The sequence below is a fragment of the Mesorhizobium sp. Root157 genome (assembly GCF_001427385.1).
Classification (GTDB): domain Bacteria; phylum Pseudomonadota; class Alphaproteobacteria; order Rhizobiales; family Rhizobiaceae; genus Mesorhizobium.
Genome location: NZ_LMGJ01000016.1, coordinates 1 through 26,029 on the forward strand (window position 1 = coordinate 1; position 26,029 = coordinate 26,029).

The following is a 26,029-nucleotide window of genomic DNA, read 5'->3' on the forward strand; positions in this document are numbered from 1 at the left end:
TTCGACAAGATCGACACCATCGTCAAGCGCATCTACCGCGGTTCGGAGGCGATTGCCGACAAGTCGGTGCGCGACCAGTTGCACCAGTGGGAAAAGCAAGGCTACGGCCACCTGCCGGTGTGCATGGCCAAGACGCAGTATTCGTTCTCGACCGATCCGAACCTGCGCGGCGCGCCGACCGGCCACACAGTGCCGGTGCGCGAAGTGCGTCTCTCGGCCGGCGCCGGCTTCGTCGTTGCCATCTGCGGCGAGATCATGACCATGCCCGGCCTGCCCTCCAAGCCATCGTCAGAGGCCATCCATCTCGACGACAATGGCGACATCCAGGGCCTGAGCTGACAACGGGAAAGCGAGGAAGTTTGGCGATGGCGACAGTAATAGACGGCAAGGTTGTAGCGGCGGATGTTGTAGCCAAGGTGAAGGCCGAGGCGGACAGGCTGATCGCCGAGACAGGCGTCGTGCCGGGCATTGCGGTGGTCATCGTCGGCCATGATCCGGCCAGCCAGGTCTATGTCGCGTCGAAGGGCAAGAAGGCCAAGGAGTGCGGCTTCAACTCGATCGAACATGCGCTGCCGGCTGAAACCAGCGAGGAAGAGCTGGTGGCGGTGGTCGAGAAGCTGAACGCCGATCCGGCCATCCACGGCATCCTCGTGCAGTTGCCGCTGCCGGGCCACATCGATTCCGGCCGCATCATCCAGACGATTGCGCCGGAAAAGGACGTCGACGGCTTCCACTTCATCAATGTCGGCAAGCTCGGCACCGGCGAACTGGACACGGCCTTCGTGCCGTGCACGCCGGCCGGCTCGATGCTTTTGATCGAACGCGCACTTGGCCGTGATCTGTCGGGCCTGAGCGCGGTCGTGGTTGGCCGCTCCAACATCGTCGGCAAGCCGATGGCCAATCTCCTGCTCAACGCCAATGCCACGGTGACGATCGCCCACAGCCGCACCAAGGACCTTCCGGGCCTGTGCCGCAGCGCCGACATCCTGGTTGCCGCCGTCGGTCGTCCCGAGATGATCAAGGGCGACTGGGTCAAGCCCGGCGCCACCGTAATCGACGTCGGCATCAACCGCCTGCCGGCGGACGCAAACGGCAAGGCGCGCCTTGTCGGCGATGTTGCCTATGACGAGGCTGCGGCCACTGCCGGTTCGATCACCCCGGTGCCGGGCGGCGTCGGTCCGATGACCATCGCACTCCTGATGGCAAACACCGTCATCTCCGCTTCCCGCGCCGCGGGCCTTGTCTCTTGGCGATAGCTGACGTCGATCAAGAGAATGCGACCACAAACGGCGCAATTTCCACGAATTCGTCTGGTGCTCGTCGAACGCAATCAGTTAGTGCTATCAGCATTGCAGCACATATTCGCTCACGATAACCGGTTCGAACTGACCGGTCACGTAGAAAGTGGCCAAGCTTTTCTCGAAATGATCGGGATCAATCGGGCGAATTTCGACATTGTCATTGTCAGCTCCAAATTAGCTGACATGGGCGCTACAAAGCTGCTAACGGAACTGCGACACCGGCAAGCTGGAATACGTATCGTCATTTTCTCAAACGACATCGGAATCCTCAAGCAGTGCTTGCATCTCGGCGCCCATGGCTTCTGTTATCAGTTCGATGATCCTGCCGTACTGTTAGATACGTTGATCGCGGTGGCTAACGGACATCTTTGCATCCCGAACACGGACATGACCAAAATCCATCAAACGCCGTTATCAACATTGACTCCGCGTGAAATTGAACTACTCGGCGTTCTGGCGAAAGGATGGACCAACGTACAAATCGCAACCAGAATGGGGATCTCCGAGAACACGGTCAAATACCATTTAAGGAATCTCTACGACAAAATCGGAGTCCATAACCGGGCCGCCGCAGTTGCCTTATTCTTTGCTGATATCCAACGCTAATAGAATGATGCCGTGAGTGCCAAAGGGTTTGCGGGATGCTTCGTGCGAGAGGTTGATGTCCGGAGCTCAGGCAGTGACAATTCTTAACAGTGCAAGGCAGATTAGAGCAAAAAGACCGCGCTGGGAAAGCAAGGCACACCTCCATCAATCTCGCCGGTGACGTGCCACTGAGTTGTCATCCAGCGGCGATTAGAGCCTCGACTGTTTCTGTTACGCCGTAAGGCGCGGGTTGGGCAACCGGATATCCGGCTGCGGTGAAGGCCTCGGCGAAGGCCGCCGGGGTCTGATATCCAAGCGAGGAGTGAGGCCTCGCGGTGTTGAAGTCCTGCCTCCATTCCGAGATGGCGCTTCGGGCATGGTCGAGGCCAAAGAACAGGCTCTCGTTCAAAAGCTCGTCGCGCATTCGGCCGTTGAAGGATTCGACGTATCCGTTCTGCATCGGCTTTCCCGGGGCGATGTAGTGCCACTCGACGCGATGATCCTTCGACCAGGCGAGGATGGCGTTCGAGGTGAACTCGGTGCCGTTGTCGGAAACGATCATGTCCGGCTTGCCGCGACGGCTGATCAGATCAGTCAATTCACGTGCCACCCGACGACCGGAGATCGACGTGTCCGGGATCGCAGCCAGGCACTCGCGCGTCACGTCATCGACGATGTTCAGCACGCGAAAGCGCCGTCCGCAGGCGAACTGGTCATGCACGAAGTCCAGTGACCAGCGTGCATTCGGCCGAGCTTCGACCAGGATCGGCGCTCGCGTGCCCACGGCCCGCCGCCGTGCCCGACGCTTGCGAACCGTCAGCCCTTCCTCTCGGTAGAGCCGATAGATGCGGTTTACGCCAGACGGCTCTCCCTCCCGGCGCAGCAGGATGAACAGCCGCCGATAGCCGAAGCGCCGGCGCTCATTGGCAAGGTCGCGCAATCTGGTGCGCAACCCCGTCTCGGCCGGACGCCTTGATTGGTAGCGGATCAGCTTGCGATCAGCGCCGACGAAGGAACAGGCCCGACGCTCCGACAGGCCCATGACGGCCTGCAGATGCGCGACGGCTTCGCGCTTGGCGGCGGGCCCTACCATTTTTTTGACAGAAGTTCCTTCAGCGCCGAGGCTTCCAGCATCTGATCCGCCAGCAGCTTCTTCAGCTTCGCGTTCTCGTCTTCCAGAGCCTTCAGGCGTTTGGCGTCGGAGACGTCCATCCCGCCATACTTCGCCTTCCAGTTATATAGCGTTGCCTCGGAAACTCCGTGCTTGCGAGCTAGATCACCAGCCTTCGCGCCAGCCTCATGCTCACGCAAAACCGCAATGATCTGTTCTTCCGTAAATCGCTTCCGCTTCATCAGTCCGTCCTTCCATCAAGGGCCGGACTCTAATCTCACATGGAGGAAAAACTCAGTGGCACGTCACCGGCATGCGACTGAGGAACTCTTTGCCATTCATGCTTACTTGAAAATGGCCTGGTAAATTTTAGCGCCTTAAAAGATGCGTTTATTGTTGACGACGTTTTGGATGTGTGCGAACTTTTCTAAAGTAGCGGGTTAGCTGCTCTTATTTCTGTGCCAGGCGCAACTCCCGGGGACGGCTCCGGCTAGTATGCCAATGCGGCGCGCTGCATTCTCAAAAATTGAAACATCATTTCGCTGTCGACGACGGCTGCTGTCTCTATTCAATCGTAGCCTCGAAGAAGTGAGAATCATAAAGGGGAACGCAATGAGAACATCACTAAAGAAAATTCTGTTTTTGTTTGCTGCGACTGCGCTATGGGCCGGAGGAGCCATTGCCGAAGATAATCCCATTGTGTTGGGCATTCCGGTCGGGCTAAGCGGCGCAAATAGCATCGTAGCTCCATCAATGGTTCAAGCGGCCGAACTTGCAGTCTCCGAAATCAATGCTGCAGGAGGAATTTTAAACAGAAAGCTCGCCCTAGAAGTGGCCGATGATGGATCCGGCGCCGCAGGCGCCCAAAAAGCATATGACTCTCTGGTGTTCCAAAAGAAGGTCGACGCCATAGCTGCTATGGAGACTACCGCCGCTCGCAATGCAGGATTGCCAATTATTACTAGGGGAAAAATCCCTTACATATATAGCTCTTTCTATGAAGGTGGTTCCTGCAATAAGTATCAGCATATTAACGCATGGGTGCCACAGCAGATGGTTTCACTCATGGTCGACTACTTTATGAAAGATCAAGGTGCAAAAACATTCTTTCTTGTCGGTAGTGACTATGCCTTCGGTCGCGGACTCCTTGGTGACACCAACAAATATATCACGGAGAAAGGCGGCGCGGTCGTCGGCGAAGAATACAACCCGATGGATGCGAATGATTGGACGGCAATCATCAGTATGATCCGGGCAGCCAATCCCGACGTGATCTTGACCTCTACCGCGGCGGGCGCGCCGAACGTTACCTTTACGAAACAGCTTCGCGCCGCTGGTATAACTTCAAAGTATGGGAATTATGCTCTGGATGAAGGTACAGCCAAGACTTTGGGTCCTGATGCTGAGGGAATTTATCTTGGTGGAACATACTATACCAGCATCGATTCTGAGGAGAATACGCAGTTCCTGAAGGCAATGCATGAGAAGTTTGGCGCGAAGACAGAAACGCCTAACGAGCTTTCTGTTCCTCTATATGATGCCGTTCATGCCTATGCCCTGGCGGTGGTAAAAGCTGGCACGACAGAAACGGATGCCGTGGTGAAGGCTTTGAGTGAAGTAACCTTTGATGGCCCTAGAGGACCTGTGCAAATGTCGAAGCAGCGGCACGCTCCGCTGACAATGTATCTCGCGCAGGTGAATGCTCAAGGCGATACAAATATTATAAAATCCTACCCGAATGTAGATCCTGGTGATCAATGTCCTAATCTGTGATCAGATAGGCGGCATGTCCTGATCTGCCGCCTATTATTTTCAGATCGGACTATCGCCTCGCCTGAAAGGCTGCCCGGTAAGGCTGTAGGGGCTGGCAAGAATAGGCGACCTCTCATATCGGCTTGGATTTTTGCCGTTCCCAACATAGGGAACTCGGAGACGTAGATGATAGCAACGATACTAGATATCATAACAACTGCCGCAATATTATACATTGTGGCTTCGGGGCTGCTCCTCGTATTCGGCGTTATGAAGCTTATCAATTTCGCACATGGCGGATTGATGACGCTTGGCGGATACGCCGCTGTTATTGCCACAGCAATTGGGGTGAACCCCTGGATTGGCATTCCTCTGGCGGCGATCTTCGGGGCGATCGTTGGTCTCGGGATGGAACGTATTGTTGTGCGGTCGTTATACAATCGGCCGCTTGATGCTATCTTGGCCACTTGGGGACTGAGTATTATCATCGGGCAGATCATCACTCTGGTCTTTGACCGTGGTGTTCATTTCGCTGAGCCTCCAATCCGAGGGGTGGTCAGTCTCCTTGGTGAATCATATTCGACCTACAGGCTGGTGCTTACCGTTCTCGCGCTGCTGCTGGGGCTTGGTTTGACCTTGATACTCAAGGGCACATCACTAGGTCTCTCCACGCGTGCTGTTATCATGAACGAAGATCTTGCCCGCGGGCTCGGAATAAATAGCGGGCTCGTTCGTACGGTTACATTTACCCTCGGCTCTGGTTTGGCTGCCGTTGCCGGCGCTTTGATAACGCCACTATCGAGCGTCTATCCGGATATGGGCACAGCCTGGCTGATCAGTGCCTTCATGCTCGTGCTCGTATCGGGTTCATCTCTTTATAGCTTGGCTATCGCAAGTGTTGTGTTGGGCGGAGCGCAGGTGATTGTCAGTGGTTATTTCGGGGCAGTCCTGGGCGGCATGACGATTGCGGCTCTTGCCGCGGTAATTCTCCGTATTCGACCGCAGGGGTTTTCTTATGAGTGATGTGAACTTGAAGGAATGGAGCCAAGCGCGTCACCTTCGGCCGCGGGCAAGCCCGCTCATGAGGATGCTCGTTGTAGCAACCATAGCTTTGATCGGCGTTGGCGTTACGCCTTTCTTTATTGACGCATATTCAGTCAACGTTCTTGTAAGATCGATGATATATGCGTCTATCGCTCTCTCCGTCGACATTCTCTGGGGTTATCTTGGAGTTTTGACTTTCGGGCAGTCGGCATTTTTTGCGGCGGGGGCTTATGTCACCGCCCTGATATTTACCTACCAGGGATTTTCCGCCGAATTAGCGTTTGCTGCTCTTGTAATCGGTATCGCAGTCGCCGTGGCGATGGCGGGGTTGGTCGCGTTTCTTGCCTTCTGGCATGGCGCAACTGATCTATATGCTTCGGTTATCACTCTTGTCTTGCCGATTGTTGTCACGCAACTTCTGTTTTCCGGCGGGACCTTCACCGGGTCCAGCAGCGGCCTTACCGGTTTCGAGACCGTTCCTCTCAGTATTGAAGCCTGGTTTTGGGTTGTCGGAGCTTGGCTGGTCATTTTGACGAGCGCGGCATGGCTTTACACCCGCAGTGACGCCGGACAGCTTCTGGTCGCCATCCGGGAAAATGAGCAACGGTGCCAATATCTCGGGTTGAACACGTCGAATATCAAAGCGGTCATCTTTCTCATATGCGCGAGTATAGGCGCAATCGCGGGATGGATGTATGCCAATTATACGATGGTGGTTGCACCGGAGATTGCTGGCTTCGTGTTCGGAACGGAACTTCTGATCTGGGTCGCGCTAGGCGGACGGGGCACGTTGTTTGGACCTGTGATCGGCACTCTTATCATTGACTATGCGAGTGCGCACCTCCAGGGCGACTTCCCATTCATATGGAAGCTGGTCATAGGCGTCATTTTCGTTTCGGTCATCGTAGCCTTGCCGCGCGGCCTCCTGCCGGTGGCTTCGAGTTCCTTGAATTGGCTTCGCAGCCTTGTCATCAAGGCGCAACCGAAGGAGCGCACACCGATGCAGCTGCGCCAAGCGAGCGAACGTAGCTCCACCGCGGCTAACGAAGGTGGAGGAGCAGCGCTTGTCGTGAGTGGTGTCGAAAAACGCTTCGGCAGTCTCAAGGTTCTGTCCGGTATCGATTTCGAAGCTACCTATGGCGAAATCGTCAGCCTCGTTGGCCCCAATGGGGCCGGCAAGACCACGCTTATGACCTGTATCGCAGACGGTCTGAAGCGCAGCGGCGGTACGATATCAGTCGCAGGCGTGGACATCGGGCATCGTCCGCCGAACCAATGTGTGCGGCTTGGCGTCGGCCGCAAATTCCAGATGGCGAATGTTTTCGACACACTGACCGTGGGGGAATGCCTTCAGATCGCGCGAGCTCGTCTCGACGGCTTATCTAAATGGCATAAATCCGGTATCTGCAACCTTCCGCAGTCTGCTTTGCATATTATCCGGGCAACCGGTCTAGATAATGACTTGGATGTACCTGCTCAGGTGCTGTCGCATGGAAAGAAGCAAGCCTTGGAGTTGGCGATGGTTCTCGCTCTTGAGCCAAAGGTCATTCTTCTGGACGAGCCCACGGCTGGTCTTACCAAGGCTGAGCGTACGCTTATTGGAACAATCCTAACCGAACTCGCCAAAACGGAACAACTCTGCATCCTGCTGGTGGAGCACGATCTGGATTTCGTCCGAGAGATTTCTTCACGGGTGATTGTCCTGCATCAAGGTCGGATTGTTCTTAATGGATCGGTTGATGAGGTGGTGAATTCCGAGCTTGTCAAATCGGTCTACGCCGGGTCCGGGCACTGAGGAGAATTGACTATGACGGAAACGGTGCTCGCTTTGAAGGGTCTCACCACGGGGTACGGACAAGCCCCTGTTGTCCGCGACGTTGATTTGACGATCGATCGCGGTGAAATTCTTGCCGTGGTTGGCAAGAATGGTATGGGCAAGACCACGCTTCTCAAATCAATCATGGGATACTTGCCCAAATTTTCCGGCACCGTTTCGCTCTCCGGGCAATCGGTCAGCGACGGCAAGCCTCATCAAATCGCCCGGCTAGGCGTAGCCTACATACCGCAGGAAAAAGCGTTGTTTCAGGACCTTACGGTCGAGGAGAATATTCGCTTGGCATTGCGTGGTTCGGCCGACTGGAACGAAGCTCGGGAAACGATCAGCCGTTGCTTTCCGTTCCTGTTGGATCGCTTGCGGCAAAAAGCCGGGACGCTAAGTGGCGGCGAACAGAAGATGCTTCTGATGACGCGCTCACTCGCCGTAGGAGCTAAAGTTCTGCTGATCGACGAGATAACCGAGGGCCTGCAGCCATCGGTAATTTCCAACCTCGTCAAGATCATTCAAGCGGAGAGGGACCGTCTAGGTCTCGCCGTTCTACTGGTTGAGCAGAACCTCTCCTTCACTTGTGCCGTTTCCGATAGATACGTCCTGCTGGACAAAGGCGAAATATCCGGGTCTGGGAATACCCGAGATCAGGATACCCATGCAAAAATCCTAGCGCATATAAGCCTTTGATCACTCTTGAATAATTCCGAAATTCCGAGGGCAGCCAGTGTATCTGACCAAAAAAGAAAGTGACAGGCTTCTGGTTTTTGTCGCAGCCGAACTGGCCCGCCGTCGCCGGGCTGATGGACTGAGACTAAATCTGCCAGAGGCGAGGGCGATCATAGCCGATGCTATCCATGAGGGAGCTAGGCAGGGGAAGTCAGTCTCAGAATTGATGGCATTCGGCCGCACTATACTGAACGCTGAGGAAGTTCAGTCGGGCGTTACATCGTTGCTCCAAATGCTGATGGTCGAACCTATGTTTCCAGACGGCCAGAAGCTCGTTTGTGTGCACGACCCCGTAGGCTCTCCTCAGCAGGCCGAAGAAGAGGAGATGCCAGGTTGCTACCGCTTGGCGCAAGAGGGGATAGAAATCAATGTTGGTCGCGCGACTGCACAGGTCGTCGTTCGTAACATGGGTGACCGCCCTATTCAGATTGGCTCTCATTTTCACTTCTTTGAAGTGAATCCCGAGTTGGATTTTAATCGGATTGCGGCCTTTGGGTTCCGTCTTGATATTCCGGCTGGAACGACGATCCGGTTCGAACCAGGAGATGAGAGAACCGTCGATCTCGTGGCTTTTGGCGGCGAGCGGCGCGTCGAGGGACTCAATAGTCTGACTGATGGTGATCTGGACGACCCTGAGGTGAAACGCAGGGCGGTTGCACGAGCGGCTGCAGAAGGGTTCAAGGGAGTCCAATATGGCTAAAATGCTGTCCCGCCGCCAATATGTCGAGCTGTACGGACCAACGACGGGAGATCAGGTTCGTCTCGGCGACACAGATCTCTGGGCAGAGGTCGAACGAGATCTTCTGATTCCAGGCGACGAACTCGTCTTCGGAGCGGGAAAGACTCTGAGAGTAGGCACCGGTTGTCATGGCCACATCACTGCGGCAGAAGGCGCACTCGATCTCGTAATAACGAACGCAACAATCATCGATCCAGTGCTCGGCATCATCAAGGCTGACATAGGGATCAAGGACGGACTGATTGCTGGTATTGGCAAGGCTGGTGATCCACGGATCATGAATGGAGTAGACCCAAACCTCATAGTCGGGACCAATACGGACGTCCGCGCGGCAGAGGGAATGATCGTCACACCCGGCGGTCTTGATTGTCATGTCCACTACATCGATCCAGGCCAGTGTGAAGAAGCCTTGGCTAGCGGTATTACCACATTGTTCGGAGGAGGGTTGGGCGCCACAACGGTTCCAATCGCTTCAACTGGAACAGTAAATCTTGGGTATATGCTCCAAGCGGCTGAAGCATTTCCGCTCAATTTCGGTTTCTTCGGGAAGGCGGCTTCTGACAGTCCTTTACCATTAATTGAGCAACTTGAGGCGGGAGCGGCCGGACTGAAGATTCACGAGGACTGGGGAGCGACAACTGCGGCGATACATTCGGCACTGGTGGCTGCTGACGAAGCGGATGTACAGATCCAATTGCACACAGATACGCTTAACGAATTCGGGTTTCTTGAGCGGACTCTAAAAGCTATTGATGGTCGAACAATCCACGCTTACCACGTTGAAGGTGCCGGCGGGGGTCATGCTCCAGACATTATCAGAGTCTGCGGCTACGATAACATCCTGCCTTCTTCGACCAATCCGACCAATCCGTACACCGTCAATACGTTCGACGAACATTTTGATATGGCGATGGTCAGCCATCATCTCAATCCAAGGTTGCCAGAAGATATCGCTTTCGCAGAATCCCGGATTCGACATGAAACCATCGCAGCCGAAGGTGTGCTGCACGATATAGGTGCAATCAGTGCCATAGGATCGGACTCCCAGGGAATGGGACGCATTGGCGAAACCATTAGTCGTACATGGCAAATGGCCTCACGTATGAAGGTACAGCGGGGCGCGCTTCCTGAGGACAATGGCCACAGCAACGATAACACCCGGATTAAACGATTCATTGCAAAGTACACTATCAACCCAGCGCGCATGTTCGGCGTTGACAAACACGTCGGCTCGCTCGAGCCCGGGAAGCTGGCGGACATAATATTTTGGAAACCGGGACTGTTTGGTATCAAGCCGGAAGTCGTGTTCAAATGTGGCTTCCCGGTGATGGCGGTGATGGGCGAGGCAAACGCTAGTCTTTACTGTTGTGAGCCACTACGCTACCGACCTCAATGGGGCTGGTTCGGGCGAGCCGCCTCAGCGCTTTCGGTACGTTTCATGTCGCAACTGGCAATTGATCGCGGTGTTGCCGGAAAACTGGACCTGCGCGCACGCTGCCTGCCTGTATCCGGAACGAGAAAACTCTCGAAGAAGAGTATGCTTTGGAATGACAAGGTTCCGAAGGTGACGGTAGATCCGGAAACATACAGGGTGGAGGTCGATGGCAAGCATTGCACGTCGCTTCCGGCCAATAAGGTACCATTGAGTACGCTTTATACGTTGAAATAGGAGAACGTCATGGCCTCAAGGGCCGTTCGCATCGGTATTGGAGGCCCAGTGGGCTCCGGGAAAACCAGATTAATTGAACGTCTCCTGCCTCTCATTCATGAGGTGGGATTGAAGCCGGCGGTCATCACTAACGACCTTGTCACTCTAGAAGATGCTATGCGTGTTAAGGCAAGTGGCCTAATCGAAGAAACGCTGGTTATCGGCGTTGAAACCGGAGCGTGCCCACATACTGCGATCCGCGAAGATCCTTCGGTGAACATTCGGGCAGCTGATGAGCTGGAGCGCAATAATCCGCTCGATTTGATCTTGATCGAGAGCGGCGGTGACAATTTGGCGGCTACATTCTCTTCGGAACTCGTGGACTACTGGATTTTCGTAATCGATTGCGCCGCTGGTGACGACATACCGCGTAAACGGGGGCTTGGTATGCTCCAGGCCGATCTCCTCGTTGTTAACAAGATTGACCTGGCTCCGCACGTAGGTGCAGACTTGAACCGTATCCGCTGCGATGTGCAGAGCAATCGCCCGGAACGGCAAACTCTCTACACGAATTTGCGTTCCCCGCAGGGAGCAGCAGAGGTCTTTGCCGCCATACAGCGAGATGCCTTGTTCGCCTGTGCAGATAATTGATCGAATATGACACGCTCAATTGGCCTTCTCGACTTGGAATTTGCGGCCGATTGTTTGGGCAAGACACGCATTGTGGAGCGGAATCAGAGATTTCCATTACATTTCACAATCCCTCTTTTTCTAGACGAGCGCCAGCCCGGCATGGCTTTCGTCTATGTTCAAAATCCCTCTGGTGCGGTGTTCAGCGGAGACAAGCTCGAACTGCGGATTGCTGTTCGAAATGGCGGAAAGGTTCATGTGACGAGCACATCCGCAACGAAGCTACACCGCATGTTGGAAGGGTTGGCGTTGCAGAAGGTACAATTGGAGGTAACGCAGGGATCATACATCGAGTATCTGCCGGACCAACTAATCCCACAGGCACAGTCATCTTACGACCAAAAGACCATGATCGACCTCGAGCGAGGGTCCATGCTGGTTGCAAGTGAAATCATTTCACCAGGACGCCTGGCCCGTGGCGAGGTCTTCGCGTTCGATCGTCTCAAACTAGAAACGCAAATAAAGGTTGGTGGAAGTACGCTTTTCACTGACCGCATGCTTATGGAACCGGCGGCGCTTCCAATCAATACAAGAGGCGTTCTTGGCTCCTTCCTCTATTCGGGAACCCTGCTGGCGCTTGCTCCGGGCGGGAATGCAAAGGGGATATACGAGGCTGCCACATCCCTGGAAATGGCGGGTGAAGACTTTCGACTAGGTGTGGGTGCCTTACCCGGAGCGGTTGGCATTGTTGTGAGGGTCCTTGCTCGGTCATCATCAGTAGCTATGCGACTCATGGATGAAACTTGGTCCCGCGTTCGAATGCAGATGATTGGTGCGCCAGCCCCATCTCGGAGGAAATAGATTATGCTTGTCTCGACTAGAATAATTGGCGTTCTCGATGCAACCAAGCACGCCGCCGGCATAGTGGATTTCATAGAAATATCATGGGCGGAGGCAAGTAAGCGGCGGCTCCGGCGACGCACGAAGGGTGGGCTCGACTTTGCTGTGTCTATGGAACACGGTCAATATCTTTTCGACGGAGCGATTCTATTTAGCAACGATGATCATACGATCGTCGCTCAAAGACCTGAGGAGCTTGCGCTGGTTGTAGATATCGATCACACGAACTCGATCCCAGACATCGTCCGCCAGGCCACGCTTATCGGTCACGCTTTCGGAAACCAGCACGTGCCGGTTGAGGTAGACGCCTGTCGCATTCTCGTGCCGATGCTCTCAAGTGAGGAACTGATGGCCAAAACGGTCCGAGATCTTAAACTGGGCGAATTGTCGCTGCGTTTTGACTATGTCCGGCTCGGAGTTTCTCGTCCACTTGTAGTGTCAGGACACTCTCATGAGTGAAGCGTCGCTAGAGCCCACCAATCGTGCGAGCTTTCTGATGGCCCTCCAGCTGGCCGACAGTTCTCTGCCAATAGGACGTTATGTTCACTCCTTCGGATTGGAAGTACTTCTCAACGAGATCCCAAAAAACTCGGTTCAAATCGTGGAAATTGTCAAAGCGGCACTACTCCATGGTACGGGTCGCTCTGACGCAGTTGCCGCTGCTCATGCGCATCGAATGTTTTCAATGGCCGACCTTGTCCAACTGCATAAGATCGACGAACATCTCTTAGCTCTGAAGCTGTCGGTGCCTGCGCGGAACGCATCGATCTCGTCTGGACGTCATCTGGCAAAGTTGGCACCACGGATATGGCCCCACAGTGTACTCGCTACGTTTTGCCAAGAAGTGCAAGCGGGCGAGGGCGGTAACCTTGCCGTCGTCACAGCCGCAATATCGGCTTCCCAAGGAATAGGCCTTGAGAACACTGTTCTCGCTGAATTGCGAGGTGCGGCAAGTGGCCTTTTTTCGGCTGCAGTACGTCTGGGACGGATGGGATCGGTAGACGCACAAATTCAACTTCGCCAATGCGTTCCGACTATTATCCAAGCCGCGGAACGAGCCTTGGATATGGATTTGGAAGACATGAGTTCGACTACTCTCGAATTGGATATTGCGATGTTACAGCTTCAGCGCAATCCACTACGCCAATTCGCGACGTAGCAGGAATTACGAGATGCGCGGCGTTGATGAATTACAGGAGTCCTACCGCTCGGAAGGCACTTGGCCGGTTGGTATCCTATTCTCGAGGAGTGGTATAACGGCGATCTCTGAGATTTCTCAACTACAGGGCACCTTACTTGCCATTTCCGAGATAAATTTAGCAGGTGGCGTGCTTGGAAAACCGATCTCACCCTTAATCCTCGACCCCGCCTCCGATCCACAACGCTACGCCCAATTCGCCAGTTCGCTACTGATGGATAGAGGGGTGACTAACATATTTGGCTGTTCGGCTTCCTACAGTCGAAAAGCAGTGATTCCTGTAATAGAGCGGCGTGGGGGCCTTCTTTGGTACTCAATTGGCTATGAAGGGTTTGAATACTCCTCGAATGTTATTTATACTGGGCCGGCGCCAAATCAACTTCATCTACCACTCGCTGAATATCTTTTTCCCCGGTACGGTCGAAAACTGATGTGTGTGGGAACCGATTATCTTTTCCCACGTGAATCAAATCGAATTATGCAAGATCTCGTGTCCGAGATTGGTGGCAGTATTGTTGGTGAACACTATCTACCGTTTAATGCACAGAGAGACGACTTTTCGAATATCGTCAAAGAGGCGAGAGCGCTCGGTGCCGATGTGATCTTCTCCACGGTGGTGGGACCTGGAATAGCGGCACTTTATGATGCGTATGCCACCGAGAATCTTGATCCATCTGTCATGCCAATCGCCTCCCTGACGACGAACGAAACGCATTGTCAAGAAATGTGGTTCGAACCGTTGCCGGGGCATATCGTTTCCGCCCCATACTTCGAAACAGTAGGATCGCCACGAAATAGTAATTTTGTTGCCAATTATCATCAGCGTTTCGGAGCTAAACGGCCGACCGATGCTTGTGCCGAGGCCGCGTATTTCACCGTTCTGCTATTTGCCCGAGCTTTAGAGCGTGCTGGAACACTGGACCCTGAACGACTTCGAGCCGAAGTGCTCGGATTAGAAATCTCTGCTCCTCAAGGCGTGGTTATGGTCGATCCTGACAATAGCCACACTTATCTCTGGCCGCGAATTGGAATGACGGAAGCTGGAAGAAAATTCAGAGTTGTCGCAGAATTCAAACAGGCAATGAAACCCGATCCGTATCTTATGAACTATGTGGGATTGGGTCGAATTAACCATGTTCAAGGATAGAAAGAAGCTTCATGTCCGGTGAGGCGCTGATTCGAGAATTGCGGAAACTGCAAGTTTGGGTGATCCATCCACAGGATGCAGCTTGTAGTGAGCTTATTCGACATCTGAAGCGGATCGGGTGCCAGGTCAATACACAGTGGCCAATTCCCGAAAGTTGGCCAGTTCATGCCGATGTCGTCTTTTGTCTTTTTAGCGGACATCTTCCCATCGACGTAAGTGCCTTGAGGAACGGCCGGGAAGGCACGCTTATCGGGATTGTGGAATATGAGAGCCCTACCATTGTTCGTGAACTATTGGACGCTGATGCGCAGGCCATCATCGCGAAGCCCATCCATCCTTTCGGTATCCTATCGACTTTATCCGTCGCTAGTTCGCGCTATCGTTTTGAACGCAGACAAAATAGTAAAATCGTCAAGCTTGAGGAAACTTTACGATCGCGCCGCGTAGTGAACAACGCGGTTCGACGTCTGGCGACCGAGCGATCGATTAGCGAAGATCAAGCATATCAACTAATCCGACGTTGGTCTCTGGAGCAGCGTATTTCGATGACACAGATCGCTGACCACTTCATCGCTATAGATGAAGAAAAAGATGATTATTCCGAGGAATTCTAAAGGAGAAACAAGATGAAATCCGACACTGAATTAGATTCGTTGCTTCGTGTTGCTCTTGACTGGGAGGTAGACCCCATGGACCCCCCGGCATCCTTCGGGGGGTGGAATACAGGTCGAGTAGTTCAGCAGGTATTTGAAGGCTTGTTCGAGGATGACCTTGAGAACGAAGAAGCAAGCCCGACAAAACTTATCCCTGCACTCGCAACATCAGTTGATATTTCTGACGATGGCCTTCAATATACATTCCACTTGAGAGAAGACATCCAATTCCATGATGGAACGTCATTCAACGCTGAGGCGGTTCGTTATAATATAGACCGGATGTGGAATCCCAAAGCTCCCCATTATTCGTCCGTGGCAGCGGACTATAATCGAATTGGACTAGAGGTGCTGGATTCCATGGAGATTTTGGGGCAGTATACGGTCAGACTTACATTGAAGGAACCTTTTCCAGAGTTTCTCCGTTACATGACTCAAGAAGATGCCCCTGGCGCGCACGTCTACATCAGCCCTGAGGCATTAGAGAGACTGGGGAACTCGGGTATTGCCGATCATGCCCCGGGAACTGGCCCGTTTCGTTTTGGTGAGCGGTTTCAGACGCCTTTTGGAAGCGGTGTTCGGCTGCAACGAAATGAGAATTACTGGGGGGGAGCACCCAAGCTCAAGGGTATTGAGTTTAAACCGTATCCGGATTTGAAAGATCGGTATGAGGCACTACTCACCGACAATGTCGATTTTGCTTATGGCTTGGAAGGTAGTGATCTCGACGAACTAGAGCGACGCGGTTTTATTGTAAAAGAGTGTCGGGTTCCATACATTTGGTATTTCATTTTCAATATGCGCGATCCAGTTCTTCGTGACACTAGAGTGCGTCATGCTATTGCCCATGCAGTCGATCGGCAAGAATTGAGCAATAGCGTCTTTCGGGGAGATACAGCGGTCGCATCTGGAATGTTACCGCCAGCCTCCCCAGCCTTCGACGACAATTACAAATTTCCTTACGAATACGATCCAGAACGGGCACGGCGGCTTCTCAAGGAGGCAGGTGTCCCGTCCGATTGGCGATTGCGTATCATGACGGCAAATGCTGGTTCTGGGCAGCTCATACCCGTGCAAATATGTGATTATCTCGCGAAGAGCCTCGAAGCAATAGGATGTGGTGCAGAGATAGTCCGAACGGAAGACTGGGTCGTCTACTGCAACGAGTGGCGTTCTGGTTTACCGGATGGTGCCGGCGTCTCACAAATGAGTTGGGGTATGTCTTGTGACATTTGGCTGGACCAGGTGCTGCACTCCAGAAATTGCTCCCCATTTGGGTTCAATGCAGGATATTATTCCAATTCTGAGGTTGATGACTTGCTGGATAAGGCACGACGAACTCGGAATGATGACCAACGAAGCCAGCTTTACCGAAGGGCTAATGCATTGATCATGGACGACCTGCCAGTACTTCCTATGCTGACTTTGCGACGTGGCGCCGTTTGTTATCATCCCCGCGTAAAGGGGTTTCGGAACCCCAGCCAAAACTGGCATTCGTTTAAAAATGTTTGGATAGGTACCGGAACCTAAATACTTTTTAGATGTCGAGGCTATTTGTGCTTTGCTTATGCCCGTCTGTACCGTCGCACAGATCTTCTTCAATCTCTGTCGATTACACATCGAGAGCAATTACGATGAAATCAAACGCAAAGAGAGTAACAATGAAAAAGAGTCCGATTGTAGTATTGGCGGCCATAGCCATGTTCGCCGTAAGCTCGACGATTGCCAGCGCCCACGTCGGCGTCGGTGATACGGGCGGCTTTGCCCACGGCTTCATGCATCCGATTGGAGGCATCGACCATATCCTCGCCATGGTCATGGTTGGCCTGTTCGCCGCGCAATTGGGCGGCCGCGCCCTGTGGCTGGTGCCGGCTGCCTTTGTAGGCGTCATGGCTGTGGGTGGCGTGGTCGGCTTTTCCGGCATTGAGTTGCCGTTTGTCGAACTCGGCATCGGCCTTTCGATCGTGGTGCTTGGCGCGGCGGTGGCGTTCGGCCTGAAGCCGGTCGTTGCAGCGGCGATGGGACTGGTCGGCTTCTTTGCCCTGTTCCATGGCTTTGCCCATGGCGCGGAGATGCCGGACAGCGTTGCCGGCCTTGCCTATGGTGCCGGCTTCGTTGTCGCGACAGCCCTTCTGCATGCTGCAGGTCTCGGCCTCGGGCTGTTCGCCGCAAGCGGCGCTGGCCCGCGTGGCGAAACCCTCATCCGTGCCGCTGGCGCGCTCACCGCAGTTGCCGGCGTGGCAATCGTCAGCGGGGTTATCTGACCCTTCTTCGGGCTGCGTAGCCTAGCGGAAGGCAGCGCAGCCCAATTCCTCGCACACCACGTGCGGTAGGAATTCCCGCCAATGATGCTGGGCAGCATTCAGCCGCCAGCCAATCGCCCGCCGCGCCAACATCTGGCGCGTCACAGCGGAAAGGCGGCAGGCAACAATCAATGAGGATTGGAGGCCGACCGAAAACTGCACAGCAAGCCCACCTTGCGCCACTCAGGAGACGTGAAAGATGGGAAATGTAGACGTTGAACTCATAAGACAAGCCCGGCAGCCTCGCGAAAGCGACCGGGTTAAATTTTGCTCGAGCGAAGAGGACACCGCATTGGCTGAAATTGCCGAAGGCGATCTGGCGTCCGCTCCGGATCCGCGTTTCAGCCGTGAAGCACTTCTTCAGACTGCGATCGGACGTTCGGTGCGCGATTGGCGCAAGCGTCATGATCTCAATGGGCCCGATCTGGCCAAGGCGGCAGGCATATCGCTTGGCATGCTGTCACGCATTGAAAACGGAACAGTTTCTCCCTCACTCGGCACGCTTCAAGCCATCGGCTCGGCCCTCGGCGTTCCAGTCAGCGACCTGATCGGCGGATATAACGAGCACAGCAGGGCCGTATTCGTCTCGTCTCACTATGCAAGCTTGAGGGACAGGGTCGCCCCTTCGCTTGTACGGGAAGTCTCCACGTCGACGCCGCTCGCGCTGGATGCGCTAGTGGTCAGGATTGAGTCGGAGCATGACGCCAAGCCGATGTTCGAGGAACGGGGCACGTTCTTCGTCTACTGTCTCGGCGGCGAGGCCACCTATCTGCACGCGGCGAAAAAGTACCCGATGTCATCCGGTGACAGCCTGACGTTCGACGCATCCGATGCGCACGGCGTCGTCAAATGCACGCGGTACCCGGTCAAGCTGCTGGTCGTGCGCAACCATCTGGCGTCAAAGGCGGTGAAGGCGAAGGTCATGGCAAATGCCAGGCAAGATGATGCGAGAGGATAGCGGTCGCCCTACGAACCCACCATCTACGCAGAGGTACTGACCGAGCCAAATTAGACTCTATACTGATCTGATTTTGACTTGCAGCCAAGGCCGCGCTTCGTCACATCTGGCGCTTGACTACGGTCGTAACGCGGTGCCTCTGTCGGGTGATGAATGTCTGGAACTTGTGGCTCCCGGGAGCATCGGAACCGCGATAGCCGGCATCGGCGTAATTGTGGAAGAACTCATTGTTCTCGTGGTTCCGTCGTCGGAACGACCTTCTCGAGTGGGGTAGCCGTCATAGAGGTCGCCGGGCAGCAGGCGCTTCAGCTTGCCGTTCTCCTCCTCGAGGCTCTTCAGCCGCTTCGCCTCCGACACATCCATGCCGCCGTACTTCGAGCGCCACTTGTAGAACGTCGCATCGCTCACACCGTATTTGCGGCAAAGCTCCGTCGCCGAAAGCCCCGCCTGGTGCTCCTTCAAAATGCCGATGATCTGTTCGTCGGAAAATCTCGATCGCTTCATGGCCTGTCTCCTCATCCGGATGACAGGCTAACCTCAAAGCGAGGACATTTCAGGGGAGCAGGTCAAAGCCGATAATTAATATTGACGTCATTTTGGTTGTGTGTAAGCTTCCTTCCCAGTGGCGGGCTAGCCACTGTAACATCAGCGCCCAGTTTTGCTCGCAGATTTTCCTGCCAGCGCATTTATGTGGCGCGTAGCATTCTCAAAACTAAACATCATTTCATCGCCGGCGATAGCTGTTGACCGCATTCGGTCGCGGCTTCGAAGGAGTGAAAGGTTAAAGGGGAACGCAATGAGAACATCATTACAGAAAGCTCTGGTATTTTTTGCTGCAACCGCACTCTCAATCGGAGGAGCCTTTGCTGAAGACAATCCAATTTTGTTGGGGATTCCACTCGGATTAAGTGGTGCAAACAGTGTTACTGCCCCCGCGGTGATCCAGGCAATGGATCTCGCAATTTCAGAAATTAATGACGCAGGCGGAGTGTTGAATAGGAAGTTCGCCATGGAGCTTGCTGATAGTGCATCCAGCGCCGCAGGAGCCCAAAAGGCGTATGATTCCCTCGTTTTTCAGAAGAAGGTAAACGTCATTATTTCGTCTGAGCCGAGCGCGGCAAGAAATGCTGGCCTACCAATTATTACAAGAGGGAAGATTCCCTATATTTATACTTCGTTCTATGAGGGAGGGTCTTGCAACAAATACCAACATATCGATGCTTGGGTGCCGCAGCAGATGGTGTCGCTGATGGTCGACGCCTTTATTAAGGATAAAGGTGCCAAGACATTTTTCCTGGTTGGAAATGATTATGCCTTTGGCCGTGGCCTCCTGGGGGATACCAACAAATACATCACGGAAAAGGGCGGAACGGTTGTCGGAGAAGAATATAATCCGATTGACGCAAGTGACTGGACATCCATCATTAGTAAGATCCGTGAGGCCAACCCAGACGCTATTATAACATCCACAGCGGCTGGTGCCCCGAACGTCACATTTACGAAACAACTGCGATCAGCTGGTGTGACCGCATTGTATGGGAATTATGCCCTCGATGAAGGTACTGCAAAAAGTCTGGGTGCTGACGCGGAAGGTATTTATCTCGGCGGCACATACTACACCAGTATCGATTCCGAAAATAACACGAAGTTCCTAAAAGCACTGAAGGATAAATTTGGGTCCGAGACAAAAACCGCGAGCGAACTCTCGGTTCCGCAATATGATGCCGTTCATCTCTATGCCCTAGCTGTGGCAAAGGCCGGCACAACAGATACCGAAGCTGTTATAAAAGCCTTGAGTGAAGTAACTTACAATGGCCCGAGAGGCTCGGTGCAAATGTCGAAGCAACGTCATGCACCTCTGACAATGTATCTTGCGCAAGTGAATGCTCAAGGCGATACTAATATTATTAAATCAGAACCTAATGTTGATCCAGGCAATCAATGTCCTGATCTGTAATTGATGCATATAAGTATGTTTTTAATCGAACGAACTTCCCTACTCGCTCACATGTATTAAATCAAGATGCTACCCTAGAGCGGTTCTGTCGGTTCAACGAGAGCCAGAGCCGTTCTAGGGCTTGTGTTAAGCCCTCAACGATTGACCGAGATCGTATCTCTAATCAAAAACGTCGCGCAAGAGAGCAGATCATCGCTTGCGAGATGCTTGAGATTAAAGTGTGGTCACTGGTTATAATGTCACTTCGGTTTTCTGGACCTAGCGACGTCAATCTTCACAAACTCACATTGTCAGATCAAGCACCGATACACAGCAAAGTTCGCACGAGTGGTGAACAAAATAGGCGTGCGTCTCGCGAGAACCAATCAATTGGCGATATGCGGAATGCTTATGGCGAGGTTGCGATCTGACTGGAGCCACATAGGGCAAGCCCAAGTGGCCTCAACTGCGGATGATTAAGTCCAAAGGAAAAAATTATGAGCGCTTTTGACGACCTCCCTAAGTCCATTCTGCGTGTCGCTCTCGACTGGGAGGTCGATGCCATCGATCCGCCGGCCTCATTCGGTGGTTGGAATACTGGCAGAGTGGTTCAGCAGGTATTCGAAAGTCTTTTTGAGGACGATCTGGAGGACGAGTCGGCCGTCCCGACCCGGCTCATTCCCGCGCTTGCCACTTCGGTTGAAATCTCCAATGACGGACTGCAATACTTGTTTCGCTTGCGAGATGGTGTGCGATTTCACGACGGGTCTCGGTTCGATGCGGAGGCGGTACGGTTCAACATTGAACGCATGTGCAATCCCCAGGCTCCTCAATATTCACCTGTGGCAGCAGATTATAACAGGATCGGTCTCGAAGCGTTGAAATCCGTGGAAATTCTTGAGCCTCTGTCAATCTTGATGACGCTAAAGGAACCCTTTCCGGAGTTTCTTCGATACATGACACAAGAGGATGCACCCGGTGCACATGTCTATCTAAGCCCAGAAGCACTGAAAACCTATGGCAACTCGGGGATCGCGGATCATGCGCCAGGCACAGGCCCGTTTCGCTTCGACAGTCGTTTTTCAACGCGCTTCGGGAGCGGAGTCAGGCTGGTTGGCAATGACGACTACTGGGGGGGTGCCCCTAAGCTGGGTGGGATAGAATTTAAACCCTATCCGAAATCCGAAGATCGGTATGAAGCGTTGCTTAACGGCGAAGCGGATTTAGCATATGGCCTTGAGGGAACCGACCTTGACGAGTTGACGCGACGTGGCTTCGTCGTTGTCGACGGCCAGGCACCTTATGTTTGGTACTTCATTTTCAATATGCGGGATCCCGTCCTTTGTGATGTCCGAGTGCGTCGAGCAATCGCTCATGCAGTCGACCGAGATGCGCTGTGCAACGATATCTTTCGCGGACACACAGATGCCGCGTCCGGCATGCTGCCGCCGGCTTCGCCGGCCTTCGATGCAACTTACCGTTTTCCGTACGAGTATGATCCGGAACGCGCACAGCAACTTTTGAAGGAAGCAGGAGTTGCCCCCGATTGGCGTCTGCAAATCATGTCGGCAAAGGCCGGGGCGGGACATTCTGTTCGGATCTGCGACTATCTCGCGAAGAGTCTTGAAGCGATTGGATATGGCGCAGAGATCGTATGGACAGAAGACTGGATTTCTTATTGCCATCAATGGCGATCTGGTTTGCCGGATGGCGTTGGAGTCTCGCAGATGAGTTGGGGGATGTCTTGTGATGTTTGGCTGGACCAGGTGCTGCATTCCCGAAATAGTTCGCCATTTGGATTCAATGCGGGATATTATTCTAGTTTAATCGCTGATGACTTAATGGATAAAGCCAAGCGAACACGGGATGACTATCAGCGAGTCCAATTCTATCGACAAGCAAATGCACAGATCATGGACGATCTGCCGGTGCTGCCAATGCTAAATCTACGTCGTGGTAACGTTTGTTATCACCCACGGGTCAGAGGGTTTCGCAATCCGAGCCAAGATTGGAATTCGTTTAAAAATGTGTGGATGGATTCCAACTTCTAATCGACCGGATATCGCTGCTCTATTTATGGCCCCTTCGATGAGAGTAGAATGGATGCATCGGCGCTTTTCGAGGCGCTGATCATATCTGGGCAGCTTCTATACCTTCTCCTTCTCGTTACAATTTCAAACGTGACTGGCAGGGCGGCGGGAAACCTTTATCGAATTCGACTCGTTCTCCAGAGTCTACCAAACAGGATTTTGTTGCAATGGCTGTGTGAGCGCGCAGTTTTGCTATGTCAAGCTCAGCTCCAAGGGATGGTGGTCGGCAGCGAATATCGGTGAGGTAGTGCACATCATTTGTAAGCGCTCATTTCGCGGCACGTTGACGACGGTGCTACCGCTGATCGCTTTCAGACGGACGCGTCCGGTCGGATCAGGCTGCAGCGGTTCTGGCGAAGTTGAAGGGCAGCAGATCGTCGATATCAGTATCGACAGGGCGTTGAGGCAGTTCGGTGAGAACGTGGCGCAACCATGCGAGCGGCTCGACGCGTGAGGCGCGGCAGGTCAGCACCAAGCTGTAGACGATGGCGCTGGCCCTGGCTCCGTCGACGGTATCGCTGAACAACCAACTCTTCCGGCCAGTGGCAAAAATCCTGATGTCGCGCTCCAGAAGATTGTTGTCGATCGGCATGCTGCCATCTCCGGTGTAGCGCGTCAGATAATCCCATTGGTTCAAGGTGTAGGACACGGCGTCGCCGAGCTTGCTGTCAGGCAAGACTGTGATTTTTCATGGAATGAGGACCCTGTTTGAGGGGTGATTTTCGTCCAAACGGGGCTCTGACGCACTTTTGCTGCTGTTGCGGGTAACGCTTTGCTGATTCACTTGTTGATTTCCACCCAGAAGTGAGCCGGGTAGGCGTCTAATTTCCACTGAGAATTGAGCCATGTGAACCTTTCCCCAAAGCGGTGAGCGGCGGGGGTANCTTGATCGGCTCGCCGCCCACCGGCACCTCGATGATGACATTGACGTCTTCAGGCGGGTTGTTCCCGATGGCTATCGCGTCGATACGCATGGCTGACCTGTTGATTTCCACCCAGAAGTGAGCCGGGTAGGCGTCTAATTTCCACTGAGAATTGAGCCATGTGAACCTTTCCCCAAAGCGGTGAGCGGCGGGGGTAACGGAGTGATCCACATGGGACTTTTGAACATCATCCGACGCATGCACTTGCGGCAGAACCTGTCGATCCGCGAGATCGCGCGGCGGACGGGGCTGTCGCGGAATACCGTGACCAAGCACCTAGCTGCGGGCACGATCGAGCCAACCTTCGCCACGCCGGAGCGGCCGAGCAAGCTTGCCCCCTTTGCCGAGAAGCTGGCCGGCTGGCTGAAGACGGAGGCCGGGAAGTCACGCAAGCAGCGCCGGACGTTGAAGCAATTGCATGCCGATCTCGTGGCGCTCGGCTTCACCGGCTCCTATGGCCGGGTTGCGGCCTTTGCACGTCAATGGCGGGAAGAACGCCAGCGCGAGCAACAGACCACGGGACGCGGGACCTTTGTTCCGCTGTCGTTCCACCCGGGCGAGGCCTTCCAGTTCGACTGGAGCGAGGATTTTGCAGTGCTGGGCGGCGAGCGCGTAAAGCTGCAGATGGCGCATATAAAACTCGCGCACAGCCGGGCCTTTTTACTGCGTGCCTATCCGTTGCAGACCCACGAGATGCTGTTTGATGCCCATTGGCATGCGTTCCGGGTCTTTGGTGGTGTGCCAAGCCGCGGGATCTACGATAACATGAAGACTGCGGTGGATCGTGTCGGCCGCGGCAAGGAGCGGCAGATCAACATGCGCTTCCTCGCGATGACGAACCACTATGTTTACGAGCCCGACTTCTGCAACCCGGCGGCGGGCTGGGAGAAAGGTCAGGTCGAGAAGAATGTTCGGGATTCCCGCCACCAGATGTTGCAAGGGATGCCGGGCTTCCCCGATCTGGCCGCGCTGAATGCCTGGCTGGAACAACGGTGTCAGGATCTGTGGCGGGAGACGGCACATGGAACACGGGCTGGCACGATCGCCGATGTTTGGGTCGAAGAACAGGCAGCCCTGATGCCACTGCCCGTCGCTTTTGACGGCTTCATCGAGTTGAGCAAGCGCGTGTCGCCCACCTGCCTGATCAGCTTCGAGCGTAATCGCTACAGCGTTCCGGCATCCTTTGCGAACCGTCCTGTCAGCCTGCGGATCTATCCGGATCGGCTGGTCGTGGCGGCCGAGGGTAACATCCTGTGCGAACATCCGCGGATCATCGAACGCAGCCACCACTTGCCATCGCGGACGATCTACGACTGGCGACATTATTTGGCGGTCGTTCAGCGCAAGCCCGGAGCCCTCAGGAATGGCGCACCCTTCCTGGAATTGCCGCCTGCCTTCAGACAGTTGCAGGATCAGATCCTGCGCAAACCCGGCGGTGACCGCGAGATGGTCGATATCCTCGCCCTTGTGATGCAGCACGATGAACATGCCGTGCTCACCGCCGTGGAACTCGCGCTGACCGAGGGCGTGCCGACGAAGACCCATGTTCTGAACCTGTTGCACCGGCTGGTCGATGGAAAGGTGATCGGCGGGCCGCCACTGGATACCCCACAGGCGCTGACCCTGCACCTCGAACCCAAGGCCAATGTCGAGCGCTATGACGGCCTGCGCAACGAGATCGCTGGAGGCCGACATGCGTCATGATCCCGCCAGCGGTGCCATTGTCATCATGCTGCGCAGTCTGAAGATGTATGGCATGGCGCAAGCCGTCACCGATCTGATCGAACAAGGTGCACCGGCCTTTGAAGCCACCATCCCGATCCTGTCACAATTGCTGAAGGCCGAATTGGCGGAGCGCGAGGTCCGGTCCATCGCCTATCACATGAAGGCTGCGCGCTTCCCGGCCTACAAGGACCTCTCAGGCTTTGACTTCGCCGCCAGCGAGATCAATGAGGCCACCGTCCGGACACTGCATCGCTGCGAGTTCATGGACGGGGCGCAGAATGTCGTGCTGATCGGCGGCCCGGGCACCGGTAAGACCCATGCCGCGACGGCCCTCGGTATCCAGGCCATCGAGCACCATCGCCGCAAAGTCCGCTTCTTCTCCACTATCGAGCTGGTCAATGCCCTCGAACAGGAAAAGGCCAAGGGCAAGACCGGCCAGATCGCGGAAGGCATGACCAAGCTCGATCTCGTGATCCTCGATGAACTGGGCTATCTGCCGTTCAGCGCCTCGGGTGGTGCCTTGCTATTCCACCTGCTGAGCAAGCTCTACGAGCGCACCAGCGTAGTGATCACCACAAACCTCAGCTTTAGCGAATGGGCCACGGTCTTCGGCGATGCCAAGATGACCACGGCGCTGCTCGACCGCCTAACGCACCGTTGCCACATCCTTGAAACCGGAAACGACAGCTTTCGCTTCAAGGCAAGCTCAGCAGCAGCCCGAAAAAAGAAGGAGACAAACACCGTATTGACCCCAGCATGACTCGAAATCCATAATCAGAGGTGGCTCACTTCTCGATGGAAAACCCGGCTCACTTCTGAGTGGAAATCAACA

General features: G+C 54.4%; 23 protein-coding genes and 3 pseudogenes. 22 read left to right on the plus strand and 4 right to left on the minus strand.

Annotation, left to right across the window (positions count from 1 at the left end):
* From ASD64_RS11705 to ASD64_RS11715, 3 genes are all read left to right on the plus strand, one after another.
* Positions 1–339 (plus strand): formate--tetrahydrofolate ligase (locus tag ASD64_RS11705; protein ID WP_156460111.1); only part of this gene is annotated, 339 nt, incomplete at its 5' end.
* Between the two features lie 26 nt (positions 340–365).
* The gene (folD, locus tag ASD64_RS11710) at positions 366–1,256 is read left to right on the plus strand and encodes a bifunctional methylenetetrahydrofolate dehydrogenase/methenyltetrahydrofolate cyclohydrolase FolD (protein ID WP_056105301.1); all 891 of its coding nucleotides are present in this window, start codon (positions 366–368) and stop codon (positions 1,254–1,256) included.
* Positions 1,257–1,313: 57 nt separating this feature from the next.
* Entirely contained in the window at positions 1,314–1,907 is a 594-nt protein-coding gene (locus ASD64_RS11715; RefSeq protein ID WP_320410196.1) for a response regulator transcription factor, read from the plus strand.
* A gap of 175 nt (positions 1,908–2,082) precedes the next feature.
* Here the strand turns inward: ASD64_RS11715 and ASD64_RS11720 are convergent.
* Positions 2,083–3,239 (minus strand): IS3 family transposase gene (locus ASD64_RS11720; RefSeq protein ID WP_156460113.1). Its coding sequence is split into 2 segments (ribosomal slippage): positions 2,083–2,987 and positions 2,987–3,239, totalling 1,158 coding nucleotides; the frame shifts between segments, so codons are not numbered across the junction.
* A 370-nt stretch (positions 3,240–3,609) separates the two neighbouring features.
* Here ASD64_RS11720 and ASD64_RS11730 point away from each other — a divergent pair.
* The 15 genes from ASD64_RS11730 (at position 3,610) to ASD64_RS11795 (ending at position 18,523) form a co-directional block, all read left to right on the plus strand.
* Positions 3,610–4,770, plus strand: a complete 1,161-nt coding sequence (locus tag ASD64_RS11730) for a substrate-binding protein (protein ID WP_056105307.1) — start codon at positions 3,610–3,612, stop codon at positions 4,768–4,770.
* 165 nt (positions 4,771–4,935) lie between these two features.
* Positions 4,936–5,772, plus strand: a complete 837-nt coding sequence (locus ASD64_RS11735; protein ID WP_056105309.1) for a branched-chain amino acid ABC transporter permease — start codon at positions 4,936–4,938, stop codon at positions 5,770–5,772.
* Positions 5,765–7,588, plus strand: a complete 1,824-nt coding sequence (locus ASD64_RS11740) for an ABC transporter permease subunit (protein ID WP_082549968.1) — start codon at positions 5,765–5,767, stop codon at positions 7,586–7,588. Before ASD64_RS11735 ends, ASD64_RS11740 begins: the two co-directional genes overlap by 8 nt.
* 12 nt (positions 7,589–7,600) lie before the next feature.
* A complete protein-coding gene (locus ASD64_RS11745; RefSeq protein ID WP_056105312.1) occupies positions 7,601–8,308 on the plus strand; it encodes an ABC transporter ATP-binding protein in 708 nt (235 codons plus the stop codon).
* Between the two features lie 37 nt (positions 8,309–8,345).
* A complete protein-coding gene (locus tag ASD64_RS11750; protein WP_056105314.1) occupies positions 8,346–9,047 on the plus strand; it encodes an urease subunit beta in 702 nt (233 codons plus the stop codon).
* A complete protein-coding gene (gene ureC / locus ASD64_RS11755) occupies positions 9,040–10,755 on the plus strand; it encodes an urease subunit alpha (RefSeq protein WP_056105316.1) in 1,716 nt (571 codons plus the stop codon). Before ASD64_RS11750 ends, ureC begins: the two co-directional genes overlap by 8 nt.
* 9 nt (positions 10,756–10,764) lie before the next feature.
* Positions 10,765–11,385 carry an urease accessory protein UreG gene (gene ureG / locus ASD64_RS11760; protein WP_056105318.1) on the plus strand — a complete coding sequence of 207 codons (621 nt, stop codon included), beginning with the start codon at positions 10,765–10,767 and terminating at the stop codon, positions 11,383–11,385.
* A 6-nt stretch (positions 11,386–11,391) separates the two neighbouring features.
* Positions 11,392–12,225: an urease accessory protein UreD gene (locus ASD64_RS11765; protein WP_056105319.1), complete on the plus strand. Its 834-nt coding sequence runs from the start codon at positions 11,392–11,394 to the stop codon at positions 12,223–12,225.
* Between the two features lie 3 nt (positions 12,226–12,228).
* Positions 12,229–12,723, plus strand: a complete 495-nt coding sequence (locus ASD64_RS11770; protein WP_056105322.1) for a hypothetical protein — start codon at positions 12,229–12,231, stop codon at positions 12,721–12,723.
* Positions 12,716–13,423, plus strand: a complete 708-nt coding sequence (locus ASD64_RS11775; protein ID WP_056105325.1) for an urease accessory protein UreF — start codon at positions 12,716–12,718, stop codon at positions 13,421–13,423. The genes ASD64_RS11770 and ASD64_RS11775 overlap by 8 nt, the downstream gene beginning before the upstream one ends.
* Before the next feature lie 13 nt (positions 13,424–13,436).
* A complete protein-coding gene (locus tag ASD64_RS20650; protein ID WP_082549969.1) occupies positions 13,437–14,609 on the plus strand; it encodes a transporter substrate-binding domain-containing protein in 1,173 nt (390 codons plus the stop codon).
* Positions 14,610–14,620: 11 nt separating this feature from the next.
* The gene (locus tag ASD64_RS11780) at positions 14,621–15,223 is read left to right on the plus strand and encodes an ANTAR domain-containing response regulator (RefSeq protein ID WP_056105326.1); all 603 of its coding nucleotides are present in this window, start codon (positions 14,621–14,623) and stop codon (positions 15,221–15,223) included.
* A 12-nt stretch (positions 15,224–15,235) separates the two neighbouring features.
* Positions 15,236–16,792: an ABC transporter substrate-binding protein gene (locus ASD64_RS20655; protein ID WP_082549970.1), complete on the plus strand. Its 1,557-nt coding sequence runs from the start codon at positions 15,236–15,238 to the stop codon at positions 16,790–16,792.
* Positions 16,793–16,923: 131 nt separating this feature from the next.
* A complete protein-coding gene (locus ASD64_RS11785; RefSeq protein ID WP_056105329.1) occupies positions 16,924–17,526 on the plus strand; it encodes a HupE/UreJ family protein in 603 nt (200 codons plus the stop codon).
* Positions 17,527–17,857: 331 nt separating this feature from the next.
* Complete coding sequence (locus ASD64_RS11795) at positions 17,858–18,523, plus strand: helix-turn-helix domain-containing protein (protein ID WP_056105334.1); 666 nt, start codon at positions 17,858–17,860, stop codon at positions 18,521–18,523.
* Between the two features lie 276 nt (positions 18,524–18,799).
* On the opposite strand, the pseudogene ASD64_RS11800 reads toward ASD64_RS11795, so the two are convergent.
* Positions 18,800–19,027: pseudogene (locus ASD64_RS11800) on the minus strand (transposase); the annotation flags it as partial.
* A gap of 292 nt (positions 19,028–19,319) precedes the next feature.
* Between ASD64_RS11800 and ASD64_RS11805 the strand changes: the two are divergent.
* Both ASD64_RS11805 and ASD64_RS11810 read left to right on the plus strand, forming a co-directional pair.
* Entirely contained in the window at positions 19,320–20,480 is a 1,161-nt protein-coding gene (locus ASD64_RS11805) for a substrate-binding protein (protein WP_056105336.1), read from the plus strand.
* Positions 20,481–20,956: 476 nt separating this feature from the next.
* Entirely contained in the window at positions 20,957–22,510 is a 1,554-nt protein-coding gene (locus tag ASD64_RS11810; RefSeq protein WP_056105338.1) for an ABC transporter substrate-binding protein, read from the plus strand.
* A gap of 373 nt (positions 22,511–22,883) precedes the next feature.
* Here ASD64_RS11810 and ASD64_RS11815 read toward each other — a convergent pair.
* A pseudogene (locus tag ASD64_RS11815) lies at positions 22,884–23,228 on the minus strand (IS66 family transposase); the annotation flags it as partial.
* A 205-nt stretch (positions 23,229–23,433) separates the two neighbouring features.
* A pseudogene (locus tag ASD64_RS21715) lies at positions 23,434–23,523 on the minus strand (inorganic pyrophosphatase); the annotation flags it as partial.
* A gap of 120 nt (positions 23,524–23,643) precedes the next feature.
* Here ASD64_RS21715 and istA point away from each other — a divergent pair.
* Together istA and istB are read left to right on the plus strand one after the other, a co-directional pair.
* Positions 23,644–25,176, plus strand: a complete 1,533-nt coding sequence (gene istA / locus ASD64_RS11820) for an IS21 family transposase (protein WP_156460114.1) — start codon at positions 23,644–23,646, stop codon at positions 25,174–25,176.
* The gene (gene istB / locus ASD64_RS11825; protein WP_056105343.1) at positions 25,166–25,957 is read left to right on the plus strand and encodes an IS21-like element helper ATPase IstB; all 792 of its coding nucleotides are present in this window, start codon (positions 25,166–25,168) and stop codon (positions 25,955–25,957) included. The genes istA and istB overlap by 11 nt, the downstream gene beginning before the upstream one ends.
* Positions 25,958–26,029 lie beyond the last annotated feature (72 nt).

Excerpts from the sequence above, each read along its gene's own strand:
- folD (WP_056105301.1), top strand. The coding sequence starts at position 366 with ATGGCGACAGTAATAGACGGCAAGGTTGTAGCGGCGGATGTTGTAGCC.
- ASD64_RS11730 (WP_056105307.1), top strand. The coding sequence starts at position 3,610 with ATGAGAACATCACTAAAGAAAATTCTGTTTTTGTTTGCTGCGACTGCG.
- ASD64_RS11735 (WP_056105309.1), top strand. The coding sequence starts at position 4,936 with ATGATAGCAACGATACTAGATATCATAACAACTGCCGCAATATTATAC.
- ASD64_RS11740 (WP_082549968.1), top strand. The coding sequence starts at position 5,765 with ATGAGTGATGTGAACTTGAAGGAATGGAGCCAAGCGCGTCACCTTCGG.
- ASD64_RS11745 (WP_056105312.1), top strand. The coding sequence starts at position 7,601 with ATGACGGAAACGGTGCTCGCTTTGAAGGGTCTCACCACGGGGTACGGA.
- ureC (WP_056105316.1), top strand. The coding sequence starts at position 9,040 with ATGGCTAAAATGCTGTCCCGCCGCCAATATGTCGAGCTGTACGGACCA.
- ureG (WP_056105318.1), top strand. The coding sequence starts at position 10,765 with ATGGCCTCAAGGGCCGTTCGCATCGGTATTGGAGGCCCAGTGGGCTCC.
- ASD64_RS11765 (WP_056105319.1), top strand. The coding sequence starts at position 11,392 with ATGACACGCTCAATTGGCCTTCTCGACTTGGAATTTGCGGCCGATTGT.
- ASD64_RS11770 (WP_056105322.1), top strand. The coding sequence starts at position 12,229 with ATGCTTGTCTCGACTAGAATAATTGGCGTTCTCGATGCAACCAAGCAC.
- ASD64_RS11775 (WP_056105325.1), top strand. The coding sequence starts at position 12,716 with ATGAGTGAAGCGTCGCTAGAGCCCACCAATCGTGCGAGCTTTCTGATG.
- ASD64_RS20650 (WP_082549969.1), top strand. The coding sequence starts at position 13,437 with ATGCGCGGCGTTGATGAATTACAGGAGTCCTACCGCTCGGAAGGCACT.
- ASD64_RS11780 (WP_056105326.1), top strand. The coding sequence starts at position 14,621 with ATGTCCGGTGAGGCGCTGATTCGAGAATTGCGGAAACTGCAAGTTTGG.
- ASD64_RS20655 (WP_082549970.1), top strand. The coding sequence starts at position 15,236 with ATGAAATCCGACACTGAATTAGATTCGTTGCTTCGTGTTGCTCTTGAC.
- ASD64_RS11785 (WP_056105329.1), top strand. The coding sequence starts at position 16,924 with ATGAAAAAGAGTCCGATTGTAGTATTGGCGGCCATAGCCATGTTCGCC.
- ASD64_RS11805 (WP_056105336.1), top strand. The coding sequence starts at position 19,320 with ATGAGAACATCATTACAGAAAGCTCTGGTATTTTTTGCTGCAACCGCA.
- ASD64_RS11810 (WP_056105338.1), top strand. The coding sequence starts at position 20,957 with ATGAGCGCTTTTGACGACCTCCCTAAGTCCATTCTGCGTGTCGCTCTC.
- istA (WP_156460114.1), top strand. The coding sequence starts at position 23,644 with ATGGGACTTTTGAACATCATCCGACGCATGCACTTGCGGCAGAACCTG.
- istB (WP_056105343.1), top strand. The coding sequence starts at position 25,166 with ATGCGTCATGATCCCGCCAGCGGTGCCATTGTCATCATGCTGCGCAGT.